Raw genomic sequence first — 22,639 nt, 5'->3', positions numbered from 1 at the left:
GACGCCCGGACATAAGCGTCTAACTGGAACCGCCGCGCTCGCCGAAGGAAACGAATCGCGGGGACGGCTGGTCGGCGAAGACCGACGCCTCTCTACCGAGGAGCTGGTGGTTGGCCCGCTGGTACGCCTTCCGCACGGCCTCGATCGCCCCGGGGCTGAGGTCCATCCCGACCGCGCGGCAGAACTCGCTCAGGGCCTCGCACCGCCGCTCCAGGTCGACCATCGACAGCGGGTCGCACTGCTGGGCCTCGATCAGCAGGTTCTCCTGCTCGCCACTGATCAGACCGAGTGCGCCGAGGGAGTACAGCTTCCACTTCATGTTCGGCAGCAGCTGGCCCGAGCGGGCGTACATCCAGTCCACGACCTCGTCCAGCGCCCCGGAGAGGACGAAGTGGCCCGTGGGCACTCCGACCCGCCGTGCCATCCGCAGCGGGATCTCGCGCACGTCCCACGTGATCCGGTTGTGCAGCCGGTAGGTCTCGCCCTCCAGGCGCTGGAGCTGCTCGCGCGTCTTGTGGGAGATCAGTGCCCCGAAGGCTTCCTCGCGGTCGAACAGCGGCTCGCCCTTGTTCCCGTATGCGTCGCACTTGTCGCTGTTCCACGCCGTGCGCGGGTCGGCCTCGTACTGGAAGAGGAGCTGGTGGACGTTGACCTCCATGCGCCCCCAGGGGACCGGCAGGTGGAAGCTGAACTCCGGGATCCATGCGGGGAGCCGGTCACGGACCAGGGTGTACGTGTCCGCCGGCCGCGACCTCCACTCGTCCTCCTTGATCGGGACGTCGAGGACGACGGCCAGGTCGAAGTCCGAATCGGTACTGAACCGCGTGACGTTGCGGGGCGCGACGGCCGAGGAGGACAGGACGTAGAGCGCCTGAACCTCGGGCATCGTCTTGAGCGTGTCGAGCAGACCCCCGGCCGCGGCACGGGCCTGCATTTTCAGGTTTTCCACGAGAACTCCTGGTCAGCTGATCGGGCGATCCATCACGGAGCGGAGCGCGGGAACGAGCTCCAGGGCGACGCCGCCGTGGGTGCGCTGGATGTGTGCGAGGGAAGGGCTGCTGTTGCCCTCGATGACCACGGGCCCGCCGGGCGTGAGGGCGATGTCCCAGCCGATGAAGGGCACCTGCGGGAACAGGCGGGCACAGCGCTCGGCCAGCTCTCGGACCTCCGTCATGCGGGAGATCCGGTGGTCGGCGAACGGCACCGAACTGACCCCGTGGCGGGTGTGGGCGTTCAGGTACCGGTCGTAGCCGTGGCGGTCGAGTCGTCCGTCTTGGTGAACACGGATCTGCATGCCGCCGGCGGCCGAGTTGTCCGTGGTGCTCTCGGCGCCGCCGAGCTTCAACATCACGTACAGGATCTTGGCGGCGCCTTCACGCAGCAGGGTGATCACGCGGAATGTGTTGAGGGCGTACGGGTTCAGCACGTCCAGGTCGGAATGCTGCGGCACGTGCTGCTCCACCAGCCACGTGCCCCATCGCTGCGCGTAGGCCGGAAGATCGAAGGCGTCCTCGCCAGGCCGCACGATCACGACGCCGGACCCACCGCTGGAGTAGCGGGAGGGCTTGACCACCACACGGCCGAGTCCGGAAGCGTGGCTGAGGACCTCCGTCAGCGGCACCACATCACCGTCGGACGTCACACCCGTGCGGCGGTCACCGCTCGCGATGAGCGCGGGCTGCGGGATGCCGGCGGAGGCGAGGATCCTCTTGCAGGACGTCTTGTCGTCCAGGTCGATCGCGTCCCGGTTCACGCGGGGAAGGAGCCGGTGGAACAGGGCGCTCTCCGGCAGGTACGAGCAGGCCCGCTCGGCGGACACCTCTCGCCGGTATCCGCCGTAGCGGAAGTAGTGGAACGGCAGGCAGCGCCACCGCGCGGAGACCTTCACCAAGTCCCCGGCGATGCGGGCCAGGCTCTTCCTGTCCTCGTCGCGCAGCATCGCCGGCAGGTGCTCGCGCCGCAGCTGACGCACCTGGTAGGGGAGAAACCGCGCGCCGGACACGCGAGGAAGGACCTGGGTGCGGAACCATTCCTCGGTCACGGCCTGACGGTGGTTGAAGCCGCGGTCCGCGGTACGTCTCATGGTGCTCCTCCCGTTTCTCAGTGGTTCGGGGTTCCGGCGATGGCCAACGTGACGACGAGCGCACTGACGACGATCACGTAGGCCACGACAGCGAGGCGCTGCCTCATCGGGCGGGCCCGATGTTGTCGGCGGCGGTCGACCAGGCGATGCCGTTCGCGGGCTGGATGTGGGCGATGCGGATGAGCCGGCCGCCGTGCCTCTCGTGGACGACGGCCGTCAGCTCCCCCTCACCGCGGCTCGCGATGTCGCGGACCAGGCGGTGAAGGAGGGGGGGGTCCTCCCGGCCTTCGGCATCGACCGGATTCACCGCTCGGACTCCTCGCGATCGCTCGCTCCGCGCCGGAGGAATCTCTCCCACCCGGATTCGGCGCGGGCGCGGAGGGCCGGACTCGGACCGGCCGGCGGCTCGGGAACCGTGTGCTGTCGTCCGCTGTCGCCGGGCGTACGGACGGGCAGAGGCTGGCTCATCACGACCTCCTCGGGGGCGGTGCAGCCCGTCACCCACGTGAGGGACGCCGATGACGGGCTGCGGTCTGGGAGCCGTTCGGAGCAGGCGGGGGAGCCGGTTAACCCGGGTGCTCAGCTCCGAACGGCGTGAGGCCCAGTGAACGGCCGTGGACCGCGGGCTCGGAACGTTTCCCGGGGGTTCCTCCAGCGAGAGAAACCCCCGTTTCTCGCACAGGGAGTAGCCTCCTGACTACCAACCTGAGGGGAGGGTGGGATGTCTGACCCGATGGCTCTGCACCCGCTGACCTACGTGCGAGAAGGCAAGGGTTGGGGCAAGGCCGAGTTAGCCCGGCGCATGCGAGAACGCGGGGCGGAACTGGGCGTGCCGCTGGCGACCAACCGGACGACGGTCTGGAAGTGGGAACAGGGGCAGGCCCCTGACGCGGACGCTCAACGGGTGCTCGCCAACCTGCTGGGCGTCCCCGAGGACCACGTACGTTCGGTGGCCTGGCCCCGATGGCTACCGGCCTGGGAGTCGACAGCCCTGGCGTCCCCATGGACTCCGGCCGGCACCGTGAAGGTCTTCGCTGATCTGGTCAGGAGCGGCCACATGGACCGTCGGGGATTCCTGTCCATCACCGGCGTCGCGCTGACAGGCGTCGCCGCCAACTGGGCAGCCGCCCCAGAGGCGTTCGCCTCGGCAATCGACGGCGACCGCGTCACCGACGCGATGGTGACCACCATCGAAGCGCGCGTGGACACCCTCCGCACGCTCGACGACCAGATGGGCGGCGCACGCCTCCTGGACCAGGCCACCAGCGACCTCGCACTGATCACCAGCCTTCTCGGCCATGGCCGCTACACCGACGCCATCGAGCACCGCCTGTACGCCACCGCCGCCCGCGTGTCGTACCTCGCCGGATGGATGGCCTACGACAAGGGCCTCCGCTCCCTCGGCCAGCGCTACTACGTCGGCGCCCTCCGCAGCGCCCACAGCGCCAAGGACGACGGCTTCGGCGCCTTCATCCTCGCCGAGATGGGCGTCCACATCTCCGACTCCGGCGACACGGCCGCACGCGTGAAGCTGATCGACACCGCCATCAGCAACGCCCCGCCGGCCCTCCCGCCTGCAGCGACCTCGTACCTCTACCTCCACCAGGCCGAAGCGCTGTCCCGAGACACCCAGCACGAGGCGGCCGGCAAGTCCCTCAACCGGGCCTACGACCTGTGGGGCACGCACCGCGAAGGCGACCGCCCCGACTGGCTGGGCTGGTACGGCGAAGCCCAGCTCAAGTCCACCGAGGGCAAGATCATGCTCCGCTCCGGCTTCCCCGAGCGAGCGATCAGCGCCCTCGCGGTGGCAGTGGACCAAGCAGTACCGCGAGACCGAGCTGTCCGGTCCGGCCGCCTCGCCACGGCACGGCTCGCCGCCCGGGACTTGGACGGCGCCCTGGACGCCGCCAACCTCGGCCTGGAGCTGCTGGAGAACCGCGTCCAGTCCGACCGCGCACACGTCCGGCTGACGAAGTTCAGCAACTACCTCGAACCGCACTCGAAGGTGCTAGCTGTTCGGGAATTCCGCGACCGCCTGCAGGCTCTCCCCACTGCTGTCTGACAACTCGGAAGGCATCACTCTATGGCCACCTCTGCCAGTGGCGAGAACGATCCGTATCTCGAGGCTACTCAGGCGCTGCCGCGCGATCAAAGAAATACGGGCCCTGAGACACGCGCTCGGTTTGAATATCAAGATGAGTGCGTAGCGCTGACCCTGCTGGAACACTTCGGCGGTGACCTGCGGGGTGTCTTGGTCGAGTACTCCACCGATGTGATCCTGCTGCCTCGAGAGGGCCCGGCCGAACTCGTCTCGATCAAACATCGCGAGCCACACCATAAGGGCGATCCAGCCTGGACATGGTCTGCGCTGGACAAGGATCGCGTGTTGAGTGATCTCTACTCGGCATGGAAGGCCGCGGGCAAGGAATGCACTGTTGCCTTTCACAGCAATGCAGGGTTCGGCGGACCAGCCAATGCCCTCCGGCAAGCAAAGATCCATAAAGATGCCTCAGCTAAAGACTCGGCGGTGGCGCAGTTGCACAAGCGCCTGAAGATACCTCTTGCAGAGGCGGAGGAGTTCTTTGAGTGCCTCAATTTCCCTGCACACCCGCTCCCTCGACGAAATGAGATAACCGACGTAGGGGTGAGGAGGACTGCAGACTTCCTGAAGGCTGCAGGTAGGTCTCCGATTCACGCAGAATCCTGCTACGAGGTTCTGGTCGGGAGGATTGCTGCCGCCAGTACAGATAGACCCCTATCGAGGCAGGAGCGATCTTCGAGCATTGCTGCGACCATTCGCGCGAGCGTGCAGCTTGAATCGCTAACCAGTCAGAGGAAGAAGTATCTGTCAACGGAGGAGGTGCGGCGTCTACTGTTGCAGAATGCGGACAAGAATGAGGCGCGCACGATTCCGGAAGCCCGACATCCCGGATGGGAGCCTGATCCACTATTTGTTGGCCGTGCCGCGTATCTAGCGGAACTGGAGCGCTGGTTGGCGCCAGGCAGCCCTGACCCTGTTTCTCCCGTCGTGGTATCTGGAATGGCAGGTGCAGGTAAGACTAGCTTGGCCGGCCAGTTTGCCGCCCTGCACTCGGGAAACCTCAGGGTCGAGGTGATCGATGGGACCACTCGAGCCGGTCTCCTGCTTGGCCTTGAGGAGCTTACTGGACAGAAAGCGATCACGAGCAGCTCTCCTGGGAGAGCCGTCACCCTGCCGGAGAATTCGGCAACATTGGTCATTATCGATGGGGTTACGGACCCATCGACAGTTCGTAACCTTTTGCCGCGTCAGTCATTGTGTCGCGTTCTGATCACCACAACAGCTAGCCATATCGACGAATCTCACCACTACATAAATTTGCCACCATGGTCTTCCGAGGAAGCGCACAGCTTCATTGTGAAGGTGCTACCGGACGCGCTGGATGTTCATGTGGCCGATTTGGCTGACCATCTCGGAAACCACCCTTTGGCAGTAAATCAGGCCGTGAATTACTGTTCGACGGTCGGGTTGACAATCCCGCAGTACTTGGATCGATTCCGCAAGGCATCTGCGCAGATGCTTGATCGCGGCGAAGCCGGTGGCCATCCGGTTACTGTGGCAAGTGCGATCAAGTTGGCCCTAGCTGAAGCAGAGGTTCGGAACCCGCTCTCGCGCCGATTGCTCACTCTGCTCGCTCATATCGGAGCTGAGCCACTACGCCTTGATGTTTTTGACATCGAGCCTGTGCGTCCATTTGTCGTGGGGCCAGTGGTGGTGAGTAAGGAGGAACGGCGATTCCTGAGGAAGCGTACCCGTACTGAGATCTCCTGGGCCGGTTGGACTCAGGACGATGAGGGCTGGAACACGCGCGTATCCCTCTTTGACGAGATGCAGCGAGATGACGCAATATCTTGTCTGTCTGCATTCTCCCTAGTGAGTGTTGAGCGCGGCACCTTACGAGTTCATCCCCTGATTAGGCTGTTCGCAGCCGAGACCTCTCAGGGATCCGAAACATGGATTGAAACAGCCTTCGGACTCTTCGCCTCACAGCTTGTAGAGAGAGGGGGAGAGTCTCCAGAGCTTCTCGATCCGCACATTGCGCACGTCATCGGAATCGTCGACGAAGCATTTCAGGCCCAAATGCATGGTCCCGCCGTCATGGCAGTCGCCAAGAGTCTCGTTGACCGCCTATGCGCCTTGGGGGATCAAGAGAATGCCGTGCGCATTGGTGATCAAGTCCTCAGGGTCGCGGAGGACCTGTTTCATCAGGGCTTGGCTCCTCTCAGTCTCCTTTTCGCGGCGAGAGAATCCCTGGGGCAAGCCCACATTCAATCGGGTGACGCCAATATAGGGCTGTCCCTCATTGAAGGCAATGTCGAGTTGACCGAGCTGCATGCCGATCAGGACTCCATCGACAGGGCCTACATGGCTTTGGGAAATGCCGCCGTGAGATTGGGGCGTCGAGATATTGCGGATAGCGCAATCCGCAAGCTTCCAAATCTTCCTTCGCTGGTTGATTCGAGTGAAGAGCACCCCGTTGGATCTCTCCTCGCCGCTCATGTCCGATTTCGCTTGCTAGAGCTAACTAACCGGCTGGAGGAAGCTGAAGAGGTCAACGCGTGGTGCATTTCTCGCTTGAGTCCTCTGGCGGATTCCCTTCCCGCGGATCTCATTACAGCCATCCATTCCGATGCGGCAATGCTGGCTCGCTTGCAAGGATCCGTTGAGTGGCAGGCTGAATATCTCGACAGAGTATCTGAGGCTCAAGCCGCGGGCGACCCGTCGCGACGTGATCGATTCTATTTTGACGTACAGATCGGCGCGGCAGACGCGGCAATTGAGCGAGGTGATTTGGGGCGCGCCATCCAAATCTTGGAGAGCCTCGACCCTTTGCTGTCATCACAGTTTGGCGTGCAGAGCTCAATGTATGCATCGTTCCTGGCAACCAGGGGTAGATGCCGATTACATCAGGCGGCTGTTGGGGAAATAGGCATTCAAGATGCCGAGATCGACCTACTGGCTGCAGTCAAAGTTCTTCGGGCGACGGTCGGGCCTGAAAGGGCTCAGCTTGCCTCTGCTCTAATCAATCTCTCTTCGGCCTTCTCTCTGGAGGGCCGCTGGAAGGAAGCTCTTTCCGTCGCAAAAGAAGCCTACGAAGAGGATTTACGCAGGTTCGGCCCTGATCATCCTGAAACTCAATTTGATCTGCACTTTCTGAACGTGATTGCCATGCAATTCGATGTAGCGCAAATCTTTCATCTTGGCGATGAATCAAGCGGTGATTGATTTCTGGCGTTGGTCCGTCTTCCTGAACCCTCGGAAGCTGGCCACCGGGGCGGGCCGCTCTTTTCGAGTTCGAGGCGATTGCCGAGTTGCTGGGTGGAGAGGTCAAGCCGGACCTCGCCGTCGAGGAAGCCATCGCAGAGGTGTGAGCCTGAAGATCTCCGTCCCGTGCCAGCTCACAGGAGAAGTGAGATCGGCACGCGCTCGGCTCTCAAGTTCTTTGCTCTGGGTGACGCTCTCTTCAGCGAGCGCCCCAGCCGCGGTGTGCCTCGGGGCTGCGTGGGCTCCAGCGCTTCAGGTAGGACGCCAGTTCCTCGTGCTTCGGTTCGCGCGGGGGCGTGGCGGGTAGGCGGGTCAACGGGTCCGAGGCTCTGCGCGCATCGGCGCGTGCCGAGGCCACCGCCACCTCATCTTCCACGGCCGTCTCTTCCAGTCGGCGCTCCAGGGCGTTGAGGTCAACTCCTTCGCCTTCTTCATGGTCGCCTGCCAGCGAACCTCGCGCTTGGCCTTCGCCCGCTCCTCGTCCGCGTTCCGCTGGGCGTCTTCTACGGCGAGGGTCTCGATCTCCCAGAGAACGGCTCCCGGAATGTCCTCCAGCACCCAGCGCTTGCGATCGACCCGGCAGGACTGCCGACTGGATCGGCTGTAGCCGAGATCGATCACGAGGCTCTTCGAGCGCTCTGGTCGGTGGGCGATCCACCATGAGCCGTGACCAGCTCATCAAAGTAATCTCCACCCCTCCTCAGCAGCGAGAAGAAACCAGCCGGTGGATAGTCCGCCTGCGTGCGCGATGCGTGAGCGGACGGGCCAGCACCAAGCATCACACGCGGGATCAAGCCCCGTACCGCGCGGCGCTGATCAGGCAGAACAGCACCGCGCGGCACAGTCTGGAACCGCCCGGCACGGATTCGATCCCACTCCTAAAGCGGGTGTCGCAGGTTCGAATCCTGCCGGGGGCACAGCCAGAAGGGCCGGCTCAGGAGGGGTTCCCTCCCGGGCCGGCCCTCCGTCGTATCCGGGATCGTGGGCGCCTCGCCCACCCCTGCGCTGCTTTGACCGGACACCCGCACCTCACTCCGCCGCTCGTCGGTTTCCCGCGCAAAGCGGCGCCCAGGGTCAGCGCGGGTGTCCTGCGATCGAGTGCCGGTCTCTGACCCGGAAGCCTCAGGTCACCGGCGCGAGGCCCCGTCTCCTCCCTTGAAGCGGCCGTCGCTGTCCGGGGATGTGTCGAACCCGACGTGGACGACCGCAGCGAACGGGACGCCCGCGGGCGCATACTGGGGGCAATGACAAAGCCTGCTGCACTGAAGCGTCATTTGCCCACCAGCCCCTTCAAGGCCCGGGTCACACCGACTCCCGAGCACTTCGCGGTGGGCGACCAGGTGACGCACGACATGTACGGCCTCGGCCGGGTGATCGGCGTCGAGGACGGGATCGCTGCCCTCGTGGATTTCGGGTCGGCGCAACAGCGGATCTTGAGTCCGTACACCAAGATGACCAAGCTGTAGGACCTCTGTGCCCGGTTCGGGCACACGGGTCCCGCCGGGTCCCACCAGGGATCTGTAGCGAAAAGGGAGACCTCTCATCGATCTGACCTCGCTGTTCTCCGCTCCGGAGGGGGCGCCCCGCTGCGCTGCCACAGCATCGCCGCCTCCGACCACGGATCCCTTCCGGGCCCCGGACTTCGGGGAGGATGAGACCGCCGCACTCGAGGACGCGCAAGGACACGCCCAGGCATGAGTGCGGCGTGACCCGAGTCGGCGGGGGCGACGGTGCGGAGCCGCCGGTGGGCGAGGGCCCCGGGGCCGGGTCCTCGGCCGGTTCCTCGGTGGGCTCCTCGTCGGGCGGCGCCGTCGAGAGGTCGTTCTGGTTCTGCGCCGCGGCCATCCACCGGCCGGACATGGTGGGCCGTCCGTCACGCTTCATGTCCGGGGCACCGGGAGCGGTGGCCTCGGTGCCGGGTATCGGCACGTCCCCGTAGACGGGGATCACGGTGTTGAACCTGTGGTCGGGGTCGTACTTCACGGCGAACAGATACCTCCCGCCGGCCTTCCGCAAGGCGCCGCCCTCGGGAAGGTTGACGACGTCTCCGTTCTCGTCCCTTCCCCCTGCTGGTTGACCAACGTCCTTCCGGTCTCGTCCTCCCAGCGGATCTCCCCGTCGTCGACCGACGACCTGCCCCGCGAGTCTGCGGCCGCCGCCATGGGCGCGGGCACCAGAACCCCGGCGACGACGGCCGCGCACGATGCCACAGCCAGGCCGGCGGCTCTATGCCGCCGTGCCTGACGAGTAGTCACGCGCCGTTCCGGCTCTGCGGTTACGGCGCATCCCCTGCGCACCGCGCACCATCCGTGCGGGCGCGACAGCCCACTCGCGAACAGTTTCGTTCCCGGCCGTACCGGAACGAAGGGTCTTCCCTGGATGCCCGGCGCAGCCGTACGCCCCCGCGTCCCCTCGGCCGTGCAACCAACACCTCTGCTCGCGGGTCGTGATCAGGACGGCCTCGTCCGCCGTTCTGATCATGACCAGAGGACCGCATGAACCCCGACAGACCCACGACCGCTGTGGCCGCCACCGCGATCGTGCTCGCCACCGCGGGCGGCCTGCTCAGCGCCGTCGCCGCGCCCGCCTCCGCTGCCTCCGCCGCCACCGCCACCTGCGTCTCGCCGGTGTACAAGCGGCAGTTCTTCGCGAACACCACGTTCTCCGGTGCGCCGAAGAAGACCGACTGCGACTCGAGGATCGACCAGAACTGGGGCACGGGAGCCCCGGCTTCCGGACTGCCGTCGAACCACTTCGGTGTCCGCTGGACGGTCACCCGCGACTTCGGCTCCGGCGGCCCCTTCTCCTTCCCCGTCGAAGCGCGTGACGGCATTCGCGTCTACCTCGACGGCGTCCGCAAGGTCGACCTGTGGAAGAACGTCTCGACGACGGTGAAGAAGACGGTCAACGTCCCCATCCCGTCCGGCAAGCACACCCTGCGCATCGACTTCGTCAACTGGACCGGCGCCGCCAACGTCAAGTTCGGCTACCTGCCGAGGACTTCGGCCACCGTCGACAAGGTCAGGCCACTCACGCCGACGGGCACCACCGTCACGTACGACACGGCGACCGGCAAGGCCAGGATCACCTGGTCCAGGAACAAGGAGATGGACCTCGCCGGCTACCGCGTCCACCGCCGCGTCAAGGGCAGCGCCTACCCCGCCGAGCCGCTGGCGACCACGGCCTCCACGGCGTACACCGACATCCCGCCCGCGACCGGCCGGACGTACTACTACGAGGTCCGCGCGGTCGACAAGGCCGGCAACGAGTCCACCGGCACCGCCGACCAGGGCGTGACCACGCCCGACCGCACGGGTCCGGCCGCCCCCACGCGGCTCACCGCGCACGGCGACCTCCATGGAATGGTGCTCGGCTGGAACGCGGCGCCGGACGCGGCCGCTTACCAGCTGTACGAGAGGGACCCGGCCACCGGCTCGTACACGCTCGTGAAGCAACTCACGGGCACCTCGTACACCCACCCCGTGGGCCACGACGACACGCCGCACACCTACGTCGTGCGCGCCCTCGACACGGTGGGGAACCCGGGCCCGTACTCGGCGCCCGTCACCTCCGACGGGATCGACCGCACGGCCCGGCCGCGCCCGTGAACCTGCGCGTGACGCCGGACCGGAGCAGGGTGCTGCTCACCTGGAACACCCCGGAGCACCCGGCGTCCGACGAACTGGCCAACGACGCCTACTTCACGTTGCTGCGCTCCGAGGGCACCGGGCTCGGCGCGGACGCGGTGCGGGTCCAGTGCGCCGAGGAGAGCCGGACGCTCGACACCAGCCGAGGCGAATACACGTTCGTCTGCTACGACGAGAGCTGGGAGCTGGGCACCGCCTACACCTACGGTGTCGTCTTCACCGACTGGCAGGGCAACGAGTCCGTTCCCTCCAACACCGTCACGGTGACCACCGCCGACCGTGTCGCACCGCAGCCGGTCACCGGGCTGACCGCGACGCCGCGCGCCGACGGCACGCTGCTGCGCTGGAACGCCTCGGCGGAGGACGACGTCGCCTCCTACCGCGCCCTGCGCGGAGTCCGGCAGGCCGACGGCTCGGTCAGGTGGCTGGGCACCTGCAACGTGGGCCAGGACGACCGGCCGGCCGCGCTGTGCATCGGAGTCCCGGACGGCGAGTCGTATGTCCACGCGGTCTACGCGGTCGACAAGTGGGGCAACGCCACGGCCGCCGCCGACTGGGCCACCGTGACCGCCACCGAGTTGGACACCACCCCGGCCGAGCCGATCGGCCAGGACAAGGGCCCGCTGTACGGCGGTGGTGGCTGGACCGTCTCCGAGGCCGCCGGGCCGGTCCAGTGGCACTGCTCCGGCGACATCTGCGCCTCGGTCACCGAGTACCGGGTGAGCCGCTGGAATCCCGCGACGCGGACCTACGGCCTGCTGGACACCGTCGCACCCACCAGCGACTACTGGCAGTCCTGCAGTGACCCGGCCCAGCCGCTCGGCTCGATCTCCTACTACCGAGTGGTCGGCGTCCTCGCCGACGGCACCGAGACCGCGGCCGCGCACCCGTGGCGCATCCGGCCGGACCTGGCCTGACGGCAGACGGGCATTTACGGACCGGCGGGGCTGGAAAATATCTGCATCCGCGAGATGAGGGTTTTGCGGAACGTGCGGGCAGTTTCCTTGCAGTAACGAACCGAGCGGAATTACACAGCACACACAGACGGCCGCGACGTGCTACTGTCGTTCTCAGTTGCAGTTGTGGTTCCCGAATTCCAGGCCCTTCTCAGTCGGCTTCCGTGCCGCTGGAAGCGCTTTGTGACACCGGTCTTTTTCCGGACGGGGTGATCATCGCGGCGACACGGCGTCCGCACAGTGTGGACGCCGACTCACTGCCCCTAAGGAGAGCAAGACATGGCTACTGGCACCGTGAAGTGGTTCAACGCGGAAAAGGGCTTCGGCTTCATCGAGCAGGACGGTGGCGGCGCTGACGTGTTCGCCCACTACTCGAACATCGTCGCCCAGGGCTTCCGCGAGCTGCTCGAAGGCCAGAAGGTGAGCTTCGACATCGCGCAGGGCCAGAAGGGCCCGACGGCCGAGAACATCGTTCCCGCCTGACGCCTGCGCGCATTTCGTAGCTGGGGCCCGCATCCTTCGGGGTGCGGGCCCCAGCTGCACCTACTTTCCGTAGGTTTACCCACGCGGCTCGGCTCCGCGTTCCATTCGGCCCATTCTTGCAATTCTCCGTGCGGCTCACTGCTGCGGGAATTCCTTGATATGCGCCCATCGAGGAAGGTTCCGCTTTGAACCGCACACGCACGAACGGCCGCTTCACCCGCACCCGGAACGGCAGCACCGCCGCCCGCAACGGCAGCACCGCCCACCGGAACGGCAGCACCGCCCCGAGGAAGTTCGACCTCCCGGAGACGATCACCCCGGCGCTGCCCGCCGCGGCGAGCTTCGCCGACCTCGACATGCCCGCGGAGCTGCTGGCCGCGCTCGGCTCGCAGGGCGTGACCGTACCGTTCCCGATCCAGGCCGCGACGCTGCCGAACTCCCTCGCCGGCCGGGACGTCCTGGGCCGGGGGCGCACCGGTTCCGGCAAGACCCTCGCCTTCGGGCTGGCGCTGCTGGCCCGTACGGCCGGGCAGCGTGCCGAGGCCCGGCAGCCGCTGGGGCTGGTCCTGGTACCGACGCGTGAGCTGGCGCAGCAGGTCACCGACGCGCTCACGCCGTACGCCCGATCGGTGAAGCTGCGCCTGGCGACCGTGGTGGGCGGGATGTCGATCGGCAGGCAGGCCGGCGCGTTGCGCGGCGGCGTCGAGGTCGTCGTCGCGACCCCCGGGCGCCTCCGGGACCTCGTCGAGCGCGGCGACTGCCGGCTGGACCAGGTCGCCGTCACCGTGCTCGACGAAGCCGACCAGATGGCCGACATGGGCTTCATGCCGCAGGTCACCGCCCTGCTGGACCAGGTCCGCCCGCAGGGCCAGCGCATGCTGTTCTCCGCCACGCTGGACCGCAACGTCGACCTGCTCGTACGCCGCTACCTGAGCGACCCCGTCGTGCACTCCGTCGATCCGTCGGCCGGCGCGGTCACCACGATGGAGCACCACGTGCTGCACGTCCACGGCGCCGACAAGCACGCGGCCACCACCGAGATCGCCGCACGCGACGGCCGGGTCCTCATGTTCCTGGACACCAAGCACGCCGTCGACCGCCTCACCGAGCACCTCCTCAACAGCGGGGTGCGGGCCGCCGCCCTGCACGGGGGCAAGTCACAGCCGCAGCGCACCCGCACCCTGACGCAGTTCAAGAACGGGCACGTCAGCGTGCTGGTGGCGACCAACGTCGCCGCTCGCGGCATCCACGTCGACAGCCTCGACCTCGTCGTCAACGTCGACCCTCCGACCGACCACAAGGACTACCTCCACCGGGGCGGCCGCACGGCCCGCGCCGGTGCGTCCGGCAGCGTCGTCACCCTGGTCACCCCCAACCAGCGGCGCGCCATGACCCGCCTCATGGCAACGGCCGGCATCGTCCCGCAGACCACCCAGGTGCGTGCGGGCGCGGAGGCCCTGCACCGCATCACCGGCGCCCAGGCGCCCTCCGGCATCCCGGTCGTCATCACCGCACCGGTCGTCGACCGCCCCAAGCGCAGCGCCACGTCCCGCGGCCGACGCCGCCCGGCTTCGGCGGCCCGGCGCACGCCCGCCCAGCGCACGCCCGCCCGGCGGTCCGTCTCGGACGCGGCGGCCTAGACCGTCCTGATCGGAAAACTGACCCATTTCTCCAGGAGGCACCTTTTGACGCCGGTCCAGATGCATCCCCGCCCGACGATCACCAGCGCCGTGCACAGGACGGTCGCCGATGCCATGGACGCGGCCGGGCCGCAGGTCTGGGACGACATGACCGTCGAGGTGGCGCTGTCCGTCATGACCGCCGCCCGCACGGGTCACCTGGTCGTCTGCGACGAGGACGGCCAGTGCACCGACCTGGTCTCCCGGGCCCGGCTCATGGCCGTACGGGACGGGGCCGGCTACTCGGACCGGGTCCGCCTGCGCGACATCGCCGACGACGGCGGGCCCTTCGCCTCGCCGTTGTCCTCGGTGGCCGACGCCGAGCACGCGATGCGGCACCGGCGGCTGCGGGCCCTGCCGGTGGTCGACGAACAGGGCAACGCCCTGGGCGTCATCGCCCTCTCCCGCTGATCCACCGCACCGCGGCCCCCGCCCGCTTCCGCTCCGTCCCCTCCGCCTTCTCCTTCTCCCCCCTGTGAGGCACCATGCGCTGCGTCATCGCCCGATTCCCGTTCGAGCTCACCAAGGCCGGCGTGCTGGAAGCGATGAAGGGCGTCAAGCCCGAGACGGTCACCGGCGACTCCGTGATCATCGGCCGCCGCCACTTCCCCGCCAAGCAGGTCGGCCAGGTCGTCACCCGTCAGGACCGCCGTGATTTCAGCAGCGGCGAAGTCATCAGGGCCATGACCCAGCTCGGCTTCACCTGCCGTACCGCCCCCAAGGCCGCCACCGCCCGGATCCTCGACCCGCTCCAGGAGGCTTCCGCGATGCTGGGCGCGCCCGAGTCCGGCTGATCGGGGAGTCCGGCTGATCGGGCCGGACCCTGTCCCCGCGGTCGCACCAGCCCGGCGCGAGGACGACCGTGGCCGTGGGCGTGCGGGTCAGGCACCCGCGCCGGGGCTGGTGCCGACATCACCGCGGCGCAGTTCGTCGTTGATGCGCCGGGCCTCCTCCAGCTGGTCCTCCAGGATGATGATGCGGCAGGCCGCCTCGATGGGGGTGCCCTGGTCGACCAGCTCACGGGCCCGGGCGGCGATACGCAGCTGATAGCGGGAGTAGCGACGGTGGCCGCCCTCGGAGCGCAGGGGCGTGATCAGCCGGGCTTCACCCAGGGCCCTCAGAAAGGCGGGCGTGGTGCCGAGCATCTCCGCCGCCCGACCCATGGTGTAAGCGGGGTAGTCGTCGTCATCGATTCGGTCGAGCGGTGTGTCTGCGGTCATCTGCACCTCTGATCGGGGGAATGCGACAAGGGGCCCCGGTACCGTACGGCACCAAGGCCCCGAGGGATTTGTAACACCATCGGCCGGCCCACTGCGACACCGGCCTTCTGTTTCCGCACCGGCCCCCGGGAGGCCGAGACTGCGGGGATCGCGGACGCGTGGCCGTGCGGCCACCTTCCGTTCGGGTCCTACGGTACCCAGGCGGACCGTTCCCGTCCGACGGCATGTCTACAGCGGCCACGACAGATTTCAGCCCGTACGAGTGAGAGCACCGTCCCGGCCGTGGCCCGCGCACCGCTCTGTCCCGCGCCACCCGCTCGCCCGCGGGCGATAATCACCGCATGAATCCCCGCCCCCGCCGCCTCCATGGCTGAGCCGCCCCAGAGCCTGCCGGCCGATCTCCTCGCCGCGGGGGCGCCCTACGGGCTGCTGCTGGCCGGGGGGCATGCGGCGCGCGTGCACGGGCTGGTGGAGCGTGCCGGGCGGGGCGTCACCGTCGCCTCGGACAGTTCCGCGGAGATGGCGGAGATCGCGGACGGTGTGTGCCAGGGGCTCGTGGAGCGGGGGTGGCTGGTGCCGTCCGTGGAGACGGACCCCTTGTCGGCGCGGCTGGTCGTCGGCGAACCGGTCACCGGTGCGGAGTTCGTGGTCGACGTGGTGAAAGAGGTGCTGTGGGGGCCGCCGGTGCGCGCGGACGTCGGTCCCGTGCTGTCACTGGAGGATCTGATCGGCACCCGGGTCCGCGCCCTCGTGGACCGCGGGCTGGCCCGGGACCTCGTCGACGTGCACGCCGCCTCGCGGCTGCGCAGCCGGCCCGAACTGGAGGAGCTGGGCCGCCGGCACGCGCTCGACGCCTTCGATCTCGCCGACCTCCAGGCTCGCCTGACCGGCGCCGACTGGGTCGACGACGCCGAGTTCGCCGCCTGTGGGCTCGACGCGGGAGCCGTCGCCGGACTGCGGCGGTGGGCCCAGGAGTGGGCCGACGACATCGCCGAGCGGCTCGCCGAGTCCGAGGCGCCCGACGACGCGTGAGCGATTTCGCGGGCCGGTACGGCCAGGGCCTGCCCGGCGCGACCGCCGGACGGGCCCTGACCTCGAGGAGCGCTCAGCGCTTGAGCGTGAAGGTGAAGTCGCCGGAGAGCTTGCCGCTCAACCGGACCGCCGAGACGAGCTTGCCCTCCGTGATCAGTCGCTCGGCCTCGGCGCGCGCGAGACCGCAACCGTCGGCGATCAGCCGCACCGGCCGGACAGGGATCCGCGCCGCGAAACGGACCGAGACGTCGATCACCTCGCGGTCCAGGTGATCCGACCCGCCGGTGTCGAGGCGCCAGGCCTTGTCCCAGTCGAGGCCGATGCGATTGCGGCGCCGCACGACCGGGTCCTGGAGCAGTTCGGCTGCCAGGGCGGGGTCGTTGTCATGCAGCCGGTCCAGCAGCTCAGGTCGTACGGAACGTACGTGCATCCGCTCCAGGACCGTGAGCTTCGCCGTGTCCCCGCAAGCGGTACAGAGGACGAGGAGCCAGACGTCGAGGAGCTTGTGGTTGGCGTTGATACGGGCTTTGCCGTCGGCCCGGAAGCGCTGGGACGCGCAGGCGTGGCAGCGGCGGCGAACGGTCGGCAGGCAGGTGGGCATGACCACCCAGCTGTTGAGCACAGAAGTACACCGGTTTCAGTGAGAAGTCCGCAGCAAAAAGGAGCGCGGCGCACATGCGCGACGCGCGACACATCAGCTCTCGGGAGGTCTCACACGGTGTACAACGGGACGCCCTTCACCAGACGACTTGGTCCGGCAGCACGGTAGGGGCGCACAGCGGCGCCGCGCCACTGGTTTTCGCACGCCTCACCGCCAGGGCAGTCCGGTCGGGGCTCAGTGGTGGCCCTGGTAGCGCAGCAGCAGCATCGCCGCGTCGTCGTGGTGCGGGCCGGCCGCGTGGCGGACCAGGTCCTCGCGCAGGGCGTCCAGTGCGCGGTGGGCGTCGGGGTCTTTCAGCAGGTGGGTGCGCTCGGCGAGGGGATAGAAGCCGCCCTGGTGGTCGCGGGCCTCGGTGACGCCGTCGGTGTAGAGCAGCAGTTGGTCGCCGGGGGTGAAGTCGACGCGGTACGGCTCGGGACCCGGTCCGCCGGGTGCGGCCAGGCCCAGCGGCAGCGCGTACGCCGGTGGCTCCGGGAAGTCGGCCGTGCCGTCCCGGTGGACGAGCAGCGGGTCCGGGTGGCCGTAGTTGAGGAAGACGGCCGATCGTTCCGTGCCGATCTCCGCGAGTATCGCGGTCACGAACTTCTCGTCCCCCAGTTCCCGGGCGACGCTGCGTTCCAGCCGCTCGCCCAGCTTCACCAGGTCGGGTTCGTCGTACGCCGCCTCCCGGAAGGCGCCGAGGACCACGGCCGCCGTCTCCACCGCGGCCAGTCCCTTGCCCTGCACGTCGCCCACGATCACCCGGACGCCGTGCGGGGAGGCCACCACCTCGTACAGGTCGCCGCCGATCCGGGCCTCCGCGACCGCCGACGTGTACGACACCGCCGCCTGCAGCGGGCCGGCGGTCAGCGGAACCGGGCGGAGCAGCACGCGCTGGGCGACCTCGGCGATCGACCGGACGCTGGCCAGCTCCGCCTCCCGGCGGGACCGCATCACGGCCGCGGCGACGCCCACGCCGGTCACGCCCGCCACCGACGCCATGGCGCTGTAGCCGCGGCTGTTGTCGAACAGCCCGTTGTAGAGGCCCAGGCCGAGACAGAGGAGCAGGGCCACCAGGCCGATCAGCGCCGTACGCCGCCAGCCGCCGACCAGTCCGGCGAACGCCAGCCCCAGCGACACCAGCGGCAGGAACCCGACGTCCGGCCCGGCGACGACGTCCACCCCGGCCACGACTGTCATGGTCGCGACGGGCATCCAGTTCAGCGCCGTGGCACTGGGCGTCGAGTTCTTCGCGGTCATGACTACTCCGGTGTCGCAGCGCTCAAGGGCCACCCTCGTCAGCCGTACAAGATCCTCAGGCGCCCCTCCCCAGTCCATTAGATTATGCAAGGATCCACCCCACCGGCCCCCTCGCCGACCGTCTTGACCCAATCGTTCGCCGCGAGTTGGGGCCTGAAGACGGTCGTGCGGTCAGCGCGCCAATCCCTTGATCACCGATCACGATGAACCGTGCCGGCTCCTCAACACCGGCCGCCGGTCCGCGCGTTCTCCCTGTGCTAATCCGACGATCACCAGGGAGAGTGTCATGGCCTTGCGACATGTCGCGCACCTCGCCGCCAGTCTCACCGTCGCTGCGGCCGCCGTTCTCGCGGCGCCGGCGGCGGCTCACGCCACCGCGATCGGATCGACTCCGGTACGCACCTTCGAGTACAGCGTGGGGGGCGTGACCATGAAGGTGCCGACGGGCTGCATGTTCACGCACGTCATTCGCGGTAGCGGCCGGAAGATCACGTACCAGAACGCCGGCGTCGACTGCGCCTTCACCGGCGCCCTCACCAGCGGCTTCTGCAATTGGCGCATCGACTTCACCTACGCCGACACGAACAACCGCACCTACCGGACCTCACGCGGCCGGACACACAGCGAATGCAAGATCGACCCCATGCGCAACAACTCTCCGCAGCGCCTGCCTCGTTATGGCAAGGCGTGCGCGCACCTCCTTGTCAACGGGGTGCGCCGCGTGAGCCAGTGTCACCACATCACCAAGTGAGCGGATCATGGTCGAGCAGCAAGAGCAGCATGCCGAACGAAATCGGGGCCGTCGTCAACGCATCGTCGGTGCCGCCTGCTTCGCAACGGGCTTCCTCGGGGCACTCGCCTTCTTCGCCTTCTTCCCGGGGATGCCCCACGTGATCGACTGGGGCGCGATCCTCGTGTCGATCGGGGTGGGGGCAGCGGCCCGTTGGGGTGGGCTGGTCTGGGTGGGGAGGGTTGGGGGGAAGTAGGCCGGGCGGAGGGGGAACGGGCTCGGCCGGGGTGGTCAGGCGGGCGGCGGCGTTCGTCGGCGGTGGGGGAGCCCGCGCGGTGGTGCTGGTGCTGCTCGCTCGCCGTTGAGCACCAGCCAGCTGGTCGCGGTCACGGGGCAGGGGCTCGGTTCGGTGGGGCGGCATCTGCGGCTGCTGCTGGACGCGGGGCCGGTGGAGCGGCGCCGGTCCGGTCGGTCGGTGCTGTACTCGCGCACGGCGGCGGGCGAGGTTCTCGTCGAGGCGTCACGCCCCGGTCACGGTCATGTCAGCCCCCGGAACTAGCATCCGCCCATGGCAACTGACGCATCCCACACCAATGAGAACTCCCCCCTCGACGTCGAGATCGGCGCCCTCCAGGGCGGTTCGGCCGATCTCAAGCAGTACGCCGGGCAGGTCGTGCTCGTCGTGAACGTCGCCTCCAAGTGCGGGCTGACGCCGCAGTACTCCGGTCTGGAGCGGCTGCACGAGCGGTACCGGGACCAGGGCTTCACCGTGCTCGGCGTGCCGTGCAACCAGTTCATGGGGCAGGAGCCGGGCAGCGCCGAGGAGATCGCCGAGTTCTGCTCGGCGACGTACGGCGTGACCTTCCCGATGACCGAGAAGGTGGAGGTCAACGGCGAGGGCCGGCATCCGCTGTACGAGCGGCTGGCCGGTTTCGCCGACGCCGGGGGGCACAGCGGGGACATCCGGTGGAACTTCGAGAAGTTCCTGATCGGGCGGGACGGCGAGGTCGTCGCCCGTTTCGCGCCGCAGACCGAGCCGGAGGCGGCCGAGGTCGTCGCCGCCGTGGAGGAGCGGCTCGCCGCCTGACCCCGCCGTCGCACCTTGCCGCCTGTTCCCGCCGTCCGTCCCGCCGCTTGACCTTCCCCCCGGGTCAGGGCCGAGCGTCCTTCCGGCCGGGCGGCACGGGGCCGCCCGGTGACGGAGGATGACGGCGTGGACGACGACCTGCTCAGCATCGGGGCGTTCGCCGGGCGGGCCCGGCTGTCGGCGAAGGCGCTGCGGCTGTACGACCGCCTGGGCCTGCTGGTGCCCGCGCACGTGGACGAGGTGACCGGCTACCGCTACTACCGTGCCGGCCAGGTCGAACGGGCCCGGCTGGTGGCGTTGCTGCGCCGGCTGGACATGCCGCTGGCGACGGTCGCCGAGGTGGTCGACGCGGGTGAGGCGGGCGACGGCGCCCGGGCCGCGGACCGGCTCGCCGCCTACTGGGCCGGTGTCGAGGCCCGGGTGGCCGGGCAGCGCACGCTCGCCGACTACCTCCGTGGACGACTGTCCGGGAGGAGTTCCGAGATGTACGGCAGATTCGTGGTGGAGACGGTGGACGTGCCCGAACAGGTGCTGATCACCGAGACACGGCACACGCTGGCGGACGAGCTGCCGGCGTGGATCGGCGCCTCGCTGGGGCGGCTGGAGGAGGCTGCCGGGGCGTGCGGGGGCGTGACGGCGGCGCCGTTCGTCGTCTACCACGCGGAGGTGTCCATGGAGAGCGACGGCCCCGCGGAGGCGTGCGTGCCGGTCGCCGACGAGGCGGCGGCACGGGCGTGGGCCCGGGAGCGCGGGCGGGCCTGGCAGACCCGGGTGCGGGTGGAGCCGGCCCGGCGGCTCGCCTGCACCCGGATCGGCAAGGCGCAGGTGGCCCATCCGCAGATCCTGGCCGCCTTCGAGGCGGTGGAGGAGTGGATCGCCGCCGAAGGGCTGACACAGGCCGGGCCGTGCAGGGAGGTGTACTTCGCCGACTGGGAGGCGGCGGGTGCCGACGACCCGGTGTGCGACGTGGCGTTCCCCGTGGCCCGGACCGCCGCGGACTGAGCAGGGGCCGAGCCCTCTCGGCTAGGACGGCGAACTGGTCGAGAGGGCCCTGCCGTCGGTACTGACGGAGGATCGAGTCGACGGAACGAAGTCGACGGATGGAGTGGGTCGGGAGTGGGTCGGGGTGGTCAGACCTTGACCGAGGTGACGAACGCCGTCCAGGCGTCGGTCGGGAAGGCCAGCGTGGGGCCCTCGGGGACCTTGGAGTCACGGACGACGAGCGCCGTCTCGGCCGGGGACTTCACTTCGACGCACGCACCGTTTCCTCCGGAGTAGGAGGACTTGGTCCAGATGTCCGTCGCGCCCTGAAGAATTGCCATGGTTGCTCCGTTTGCTCCGGTGGCGGGTTGGCGGGTTGCTGTCGCCGTACGGCGGGTCCGGCGGACCCGCAGCACGGTTCGCGCCAATGACGCGTGATCGTTGGCGTGATCGACGCTACTCGCTGACCTCACCGTTCGGAGGAGCCATTCACCCGACCGGATGGCATATTCCAAGGGTGTCTTCCAGTTCGGACCGCGGGGGGTGTAGCATCCCGCCCCGCCTCATCGCCGGGCGTACTCGGCGTACTCCTTCGCCACGTCCTCGATGAGCTGCCGCGACTGCTCCACGTTCAGCGACTGCGCCCGCAGGTGCTCGTACATCACCGTGTACTTCTGCACGTCGTGCGCCTTCTCCAGGTACAGGTCGCTGGTCACACCCTCGATGTAGACCACGCTGGAGTCGGCCGCGTCGGCGAACTCCAGGATGGAGTACTGCCCGTTGATGCCCGGGTGCGCGCCGACGTCGAACGGCAGCACCTGCACGGTGATGTGCGGCTGCTGCGACATCTCGGCGACATGCTCCAGTTGCTCGCGCATCACCTGGGGGCTGCCCACCACCCGGCGCAGCGAGGCCTCGTCGAGGACCACCCACAGCCGCAGCGGATTGGTGTCGGCCGTGATGCGCTCCTGCCGCCGTATGCGCACCTGCACCCGTTTCTCGATGTCCGCGACCGAGGTCTCGGGCAGCGCGCCCTGGATGAGGGCCTCGGCGTACGGCCGGGTCTGCAGCAGCCCGGTGATGATCTGGGGTTCGTACGTCCGCAGCGACTCCGCGTCCGTCTCCAGGCCGATGTAGACGCTGTACGGGATGTCCCCGAAGGCGTGCCACCAGCCCTGCTGTCTGGAGTCCTTCGCCATCTGCATCAGCGAATCGACGATCCGCTGGTCCTCGACCTCGTACACCCCGCACAGATCGCGGACGTCGCGCTGGCTGATGCTGCGCCGCCCGTTCTCCAGACGGCTGATCTTCGACTGCGACACCAGCAGCCGCTCCGCCACCTCCTCGGCGGTCATGCCCTTGAGCTCACGGAGCCGGCGCAACTCCTGGCCCAGCCGGCGCCGCCTGACGGTGGGATTGACATTGGACGCCACGGGACGTGCACCTCCGGCTGCTGCCTTGTACTTGCCACTTTGCGTATCTGCTGTTGAGCAGACTGCCACCAAGGTGCTTACTACCGCTGGGAAACGGTCGATA

At 68.3% G+C, this 22,639-nt stretch carries 24 protein-coding genes and 1 pseudogene; 16 read left to right on the top strand and 9 right to left on the bottom strand.

Annotated elements, in window-relative coordinates; translation table 11 throughout:
* Positions 1–19: 19 nt before the first annotated feature.
* The 3 genes from ACLGIH_RS19170 to ACLGIH_RS19160 form a co-directional block, all read right to left on the bottom strand.
* On the bottom strand, positions 20–949 hold the full coding sequence (locus ACLGIH_RS19170; RefSeq protein ID WP_416526468.1) for a hypothetical protein: 930 nt from the start codon (positions 947–949) through the stop codon (positions 20–22).
* A gap of 12 nt (positions 950–961) precedes the next feature.
* Positions 962–2,083 carry a sugar-transfer associated ATP-grasp domain-containing protein gene (locus tag ACLGIH_RS19165; RefSeq protein WP_416526467.1) on the bottom strand — a complete coding sequence of 374 codons (1,122 nt, stop codon included), beginning with the start codon at positions 2,081–2,083 and terminating at the stop codon, positions 962–964.
* 103 nt (positions 2,084–2,186) lie between these two features.
* Positions 2,187–2,390: a hypothetical protein gene (locus ACLGIH_RS19160; protein ID WP_416526466.1), complete on the bottom strand. Its 204-nt coding sequence runs from the start codon at positions 2,388–2,390 to the stop codon at positions 2,187–2,189.
* A 414-nt stretch (positions 2,391–2,804) separates the two neighbouring features.
* On the opposite strand from ACLGIH_RS19160, the gene ACLGIH_RS19155 reads away from it, so the two are divergent.
* Both ACLGIH_RS19155 and ACLGIH_RS19150 read left to right on the top strand, forming a co-directional pair.
* Positions 2,805–4,145 (top strand): NsdA family TPR-like regulatory protein, encoded by a 1,341-nt coding sequence (locus tag ACLGIH_RS19155; RefSeq protein ID WP_416526465.1) that lies wholly within the window; start codon positions 2,805–2,807, stop codon positions 4,143–4,145.
* Between the two features lie 21 nt (positions 4,146–4,166).
* Complete coding sequence (locus ACLGIH_RS19150) at positions 4,167–7,349, top strand: tetratricopeptide repeat protein (protein ID WP_416526464.1); 3,183 nt, start codon at positions 4,167–4,169, stop codon at positions 7,347–7,349.
* Between the two features lie 351 nt (positions 7,350–7,700).
* Here the strand turns inward: ACLGIH_RS19150 and ACLGIH_RS19145 are convergent, their stop codons facing one another.
* On the bottom strand, positions 7,701–8,009 hold the full coding sequence (locus tag ACLGIH_RS19145; RefSeq protein ID WP_416526463.1) for a hypothetical protein: 309 nt from the start codon (positions 8,007–8,009) through the stop codon (positions 7,701–7,703).
* A 623-nt stretch (positions 8,010–8,632) separates the two neighbouring features.
* On the opposite strand from ACLGIH_RS19145, the gene ACLGIH_RS19140 reads away from it, so the two are divergent.
* The 8 genes from ACLGIH_RS19140 (at position 8,633) to ACLGIH_RS19105 (ending at position 14,947) form a co-directional block, all read left to right on the top strand.
* Positions 8,633–8,854 carry a hypothetical protein gene (locus tag ACLGIH_RS19140; protein ID WP_416526462.1) on the top strand — a complete coding sequence of 74 codons (222 nt, stop codon included), beginning with the start codon at positions 8,633–8,635 and terminating at the stop codon, positions 8,852–8,854.
* 239 nt (positions 8,855–9,093) lie between these two features.
* On the top strand, positions 9,094–9,327 hold the full coding sequence (locus ACLGIH_RS19135) for a hypothetical protein (RefSeq protein ID WP_416526461.1): 234 nt from the start codon (positions 9,094–9,096) through the stop codon (positions 9,325–9,327).
* Between the two features lie 556 nt (positions 9,328–9,883).
* Positions 9,884–10,996: a fibronectin type III domain-containing protein gene (locus ACLGIH_RS19130; RefSeq protein ID WP_416526460.1), complete on the top strand. Its 1,113-nt coding sequence runs from the start codon at positions 9,884–9,886 to the stop codon at positions 10,994–10,996.
* An 8-nt stretch (positions 10,997–11,004) separates the two neighbouring features.
* A complete protein-coding gene (locus tag ACLGIH_RS19125; protein WP_416526459.1) occupies positions 11,005–11,952 on the top strand; it encodes a fibronectin type III domain-containing protein in 948 nt (315 codons plus the stop codon).
* Between the two features lie 318 nt (positions 11,953–12,270).
* Positions 12,271–12,474: a cold-shock protein gene (locus ACLGIH_RS19120; protein WP_069815976.1), complete on the top strand. Its 204-nt coding sequence runs from the start codon at positions 12,271–12,273 to the stop codon at positions 12,472–12,474.
* A 185-nt stretch (positions 12,475–12,659) separates the two neighbouring features.
* Positions 12,660–14,114, top strand: a complete 1,455-nt coding sequence (locus ACLGIH_RS19115; protein ID WP_416526458.1) for a DEAD/DEAH box helicase — start codon at positions 12,660–12,662, stop codon at positions 14,112–14,114.
* 45 nt (positions 14,115–14,159) lie between these two features.
* Positions 14,160–14,564, top strand: coding sequence for a CBS domain-containing protein (locus ACLGIH_RS19110; RefSeq protein ID WP_416526457.1), 405 nt, complete (start codon positions 14,160–14,162; stop codon positions 14,562–14,564).
* 74 nt (positions 14,565–14,638) lie between these two features.
* The gene (locus tag ACLGIH_RS19105; RefSeq protein ID WP_416526456.1) at positions 14,639–14,947 is read left to right on the top strand and encodes an SCO5918 family protein; all 309 of its coding nucleotides are present in this window, start codon (positions 14,639–14,641) and stop codon (positions 14,945–14,947) included.
* 87 nt (positions 14,948–15,034) lie between these two features.
* Here the strand turns inward: ACLGIH_RS19105 and ACLGIH_RS19100 are convergent, their stop codons facing one another.
* The gene (locus ACLGIH_RS19100) at positions 15,035–15,373 is read right to left on the bottom strand and encodes a MerR family transcriptional regulator (protein WP_416526455.1); all 339 of its coding nucleotides are present in this window, start codon (positions 15,371–15,373) and stop codon (positions 15,035–15,037) included.
* Between the two features lie 366 nt (positions 15,374–15,739).
* Here ACLGIH_RS19100 and ACLGIH_RS19095 point away from each other — a divergent pair, with 366 nt between their 5' ends.
* Entirely contained in the window at positions 15,740–16,405 is a 666-nt protein-coding gene (locus ACLGIH_RS19095; RefSeq protein ID WP_416526454.1) for a nucleotidyl transferase AbiEii/AbiGii toxin family protein, read from the top strand.
* Between the two features lie 73 nt (positions 16,406–16,478).
* Here ACLGIH_RS19095 and ACLGIH_RS19090 read toward each other — a convergent pair whose 3' ends face one another.
* Together ACLGIH_RS19090 and ACLGIH_RS19085 are read right to left on the bottom strand one after the other, a co-directional pair.
* Entirely contained in the window at positions 16,479–17,027 is a 549-nt protein-coding gene (locus ACLGIH_RS19090; protein WP_416526453.1) for a DUF1062 domain-containing protein, read from the bottom strand.
* Positions 17,028–17,240: 213 nt separating this feature from the next.
* Positions 17,241–18,305, bottom strand: a complete 1,065-nt coding sequence (locus ACLGIH_RS19085) for a PP2C family protein-serine/threonine phosphatase (protein ID WP_416526452.1) — start codon at positions 18,303–18,305, stop codon at positions 17,241–17,243.
* A 286-nt stretch (positions 18,306–18,591) separates the two neighbouring features.
* On the opposite strand from ACLGIH_RS19085, the gene ACLGIH_RS19080 reads away from it, so the two are divergent.
* The 5 genes and pseudogenes from ACLGIH_RS19080 to ACLGIH_RS19060 all read left to right on the top strand — a co-directional run bounded on the left by ACLGIH_RS19080 (position 18,592) and on the right by ACLGIH_RS19060 (position 21,124).
* Positions 18,592–19,056 (top strand): hypothetical protein, encoded by a 465-nt coding sequence (locus ACLGIH_RS19080; RefSeq protein WP_416526451.1) that lies wholly within the window; start codon positions 18,592–18,594, stop codon positions 19,054–19,056.
* A 7-nt stretch (positions 19,057–19,063) separates the two neighbouring features.
* The gene (locus ACLGIH_RS19075) at positions 19,064–19,291 is read left to right on the top strand and encodes a hypothetical protein (protein WP_416526450.1); all 228 of its coding nucleotides are present in this window, start codon (positions 19,064–19,066) and stop codon (positions 19,289–19,291) included.
* A gap of 64 nt (positions 19,292–19,355) precedes the next feature.
* Positions 19,356–19,594: pseudogene (locus ACLGIH_RS19070) on the top strand (ArsR/SmtB family transcription factor); the annotation flags it as partial.
* Between the two features lie 9 nt (positions 19,595–19,603).
* Complete coding sequence (locus tag ACLGIH_RS19065; protein ID WP_416526449.1) at positions 19,604–20,122, top strand: glutathione peroxidase; 519 nt, start codon at positions 19,604–19,606, stop codon at positions 20,120–20,122.
* A gap of 108 nt (positions 20,123–20,230) precedes the next feature.
* Entirely contained in the window at positions 20,231–21,124 is an 894-nt protein-coding gene (locus tag ACLGIH_RS19060; protein ID WP_416526448.1) for a MerR family transcriptional regulator, read from the top strand.
* Between the two features lie 128 nt (positions 21,125–21,252).
* On the opposite strand, the gene ACLGIH_RS19055 is transcribed toward ACLGIH_RS19060, so the two are convergent.
* Both ACLGIH_RS19055 and ACLGIH_RS19050 read right to left on the bottom strand, forming a co-directional pair.
* Positions 21,253–21,444: a DUF397 domain-containing protein gene (locus ACLGIH_RS19055; protein WP_416526447.1), complete on the bottom strand. Its 192-nt coding sequence runs from the start codon at positions 21,442–21,444 to the stop codon at positions 21,253–21,255.
* Positions 21,445–21,666: 222 nt separating this feature from the next.
* Positions 21,667–22,536 (bottom strand): helix-turn-helix domain-containing protein, encoded by an 870-nt coding sequence (locus ACLGIH_RS19050; protein ID WP_416526446.1) that lies wholly within the window; start codon positions 22,534–22,536, stop codon positions 21,667–21,669.
* Positions 22,537–22,639: the final 103 nt, after the last annotated feature.

The sequence above is a fragment of the Streptomyces hamibioticus genome, from assembly GCF_047946815.1.
GTDB lineage: Bacteria > Actinomycetota > Actinomycetes > Streptomycetales > Streptomycetaceae > Streptomyces.
The sequence above is the reverse complement of the archived record's forward strand: the minus strand, read 5'-3'. Positions and strand labels throughout refer to the sequence as shown.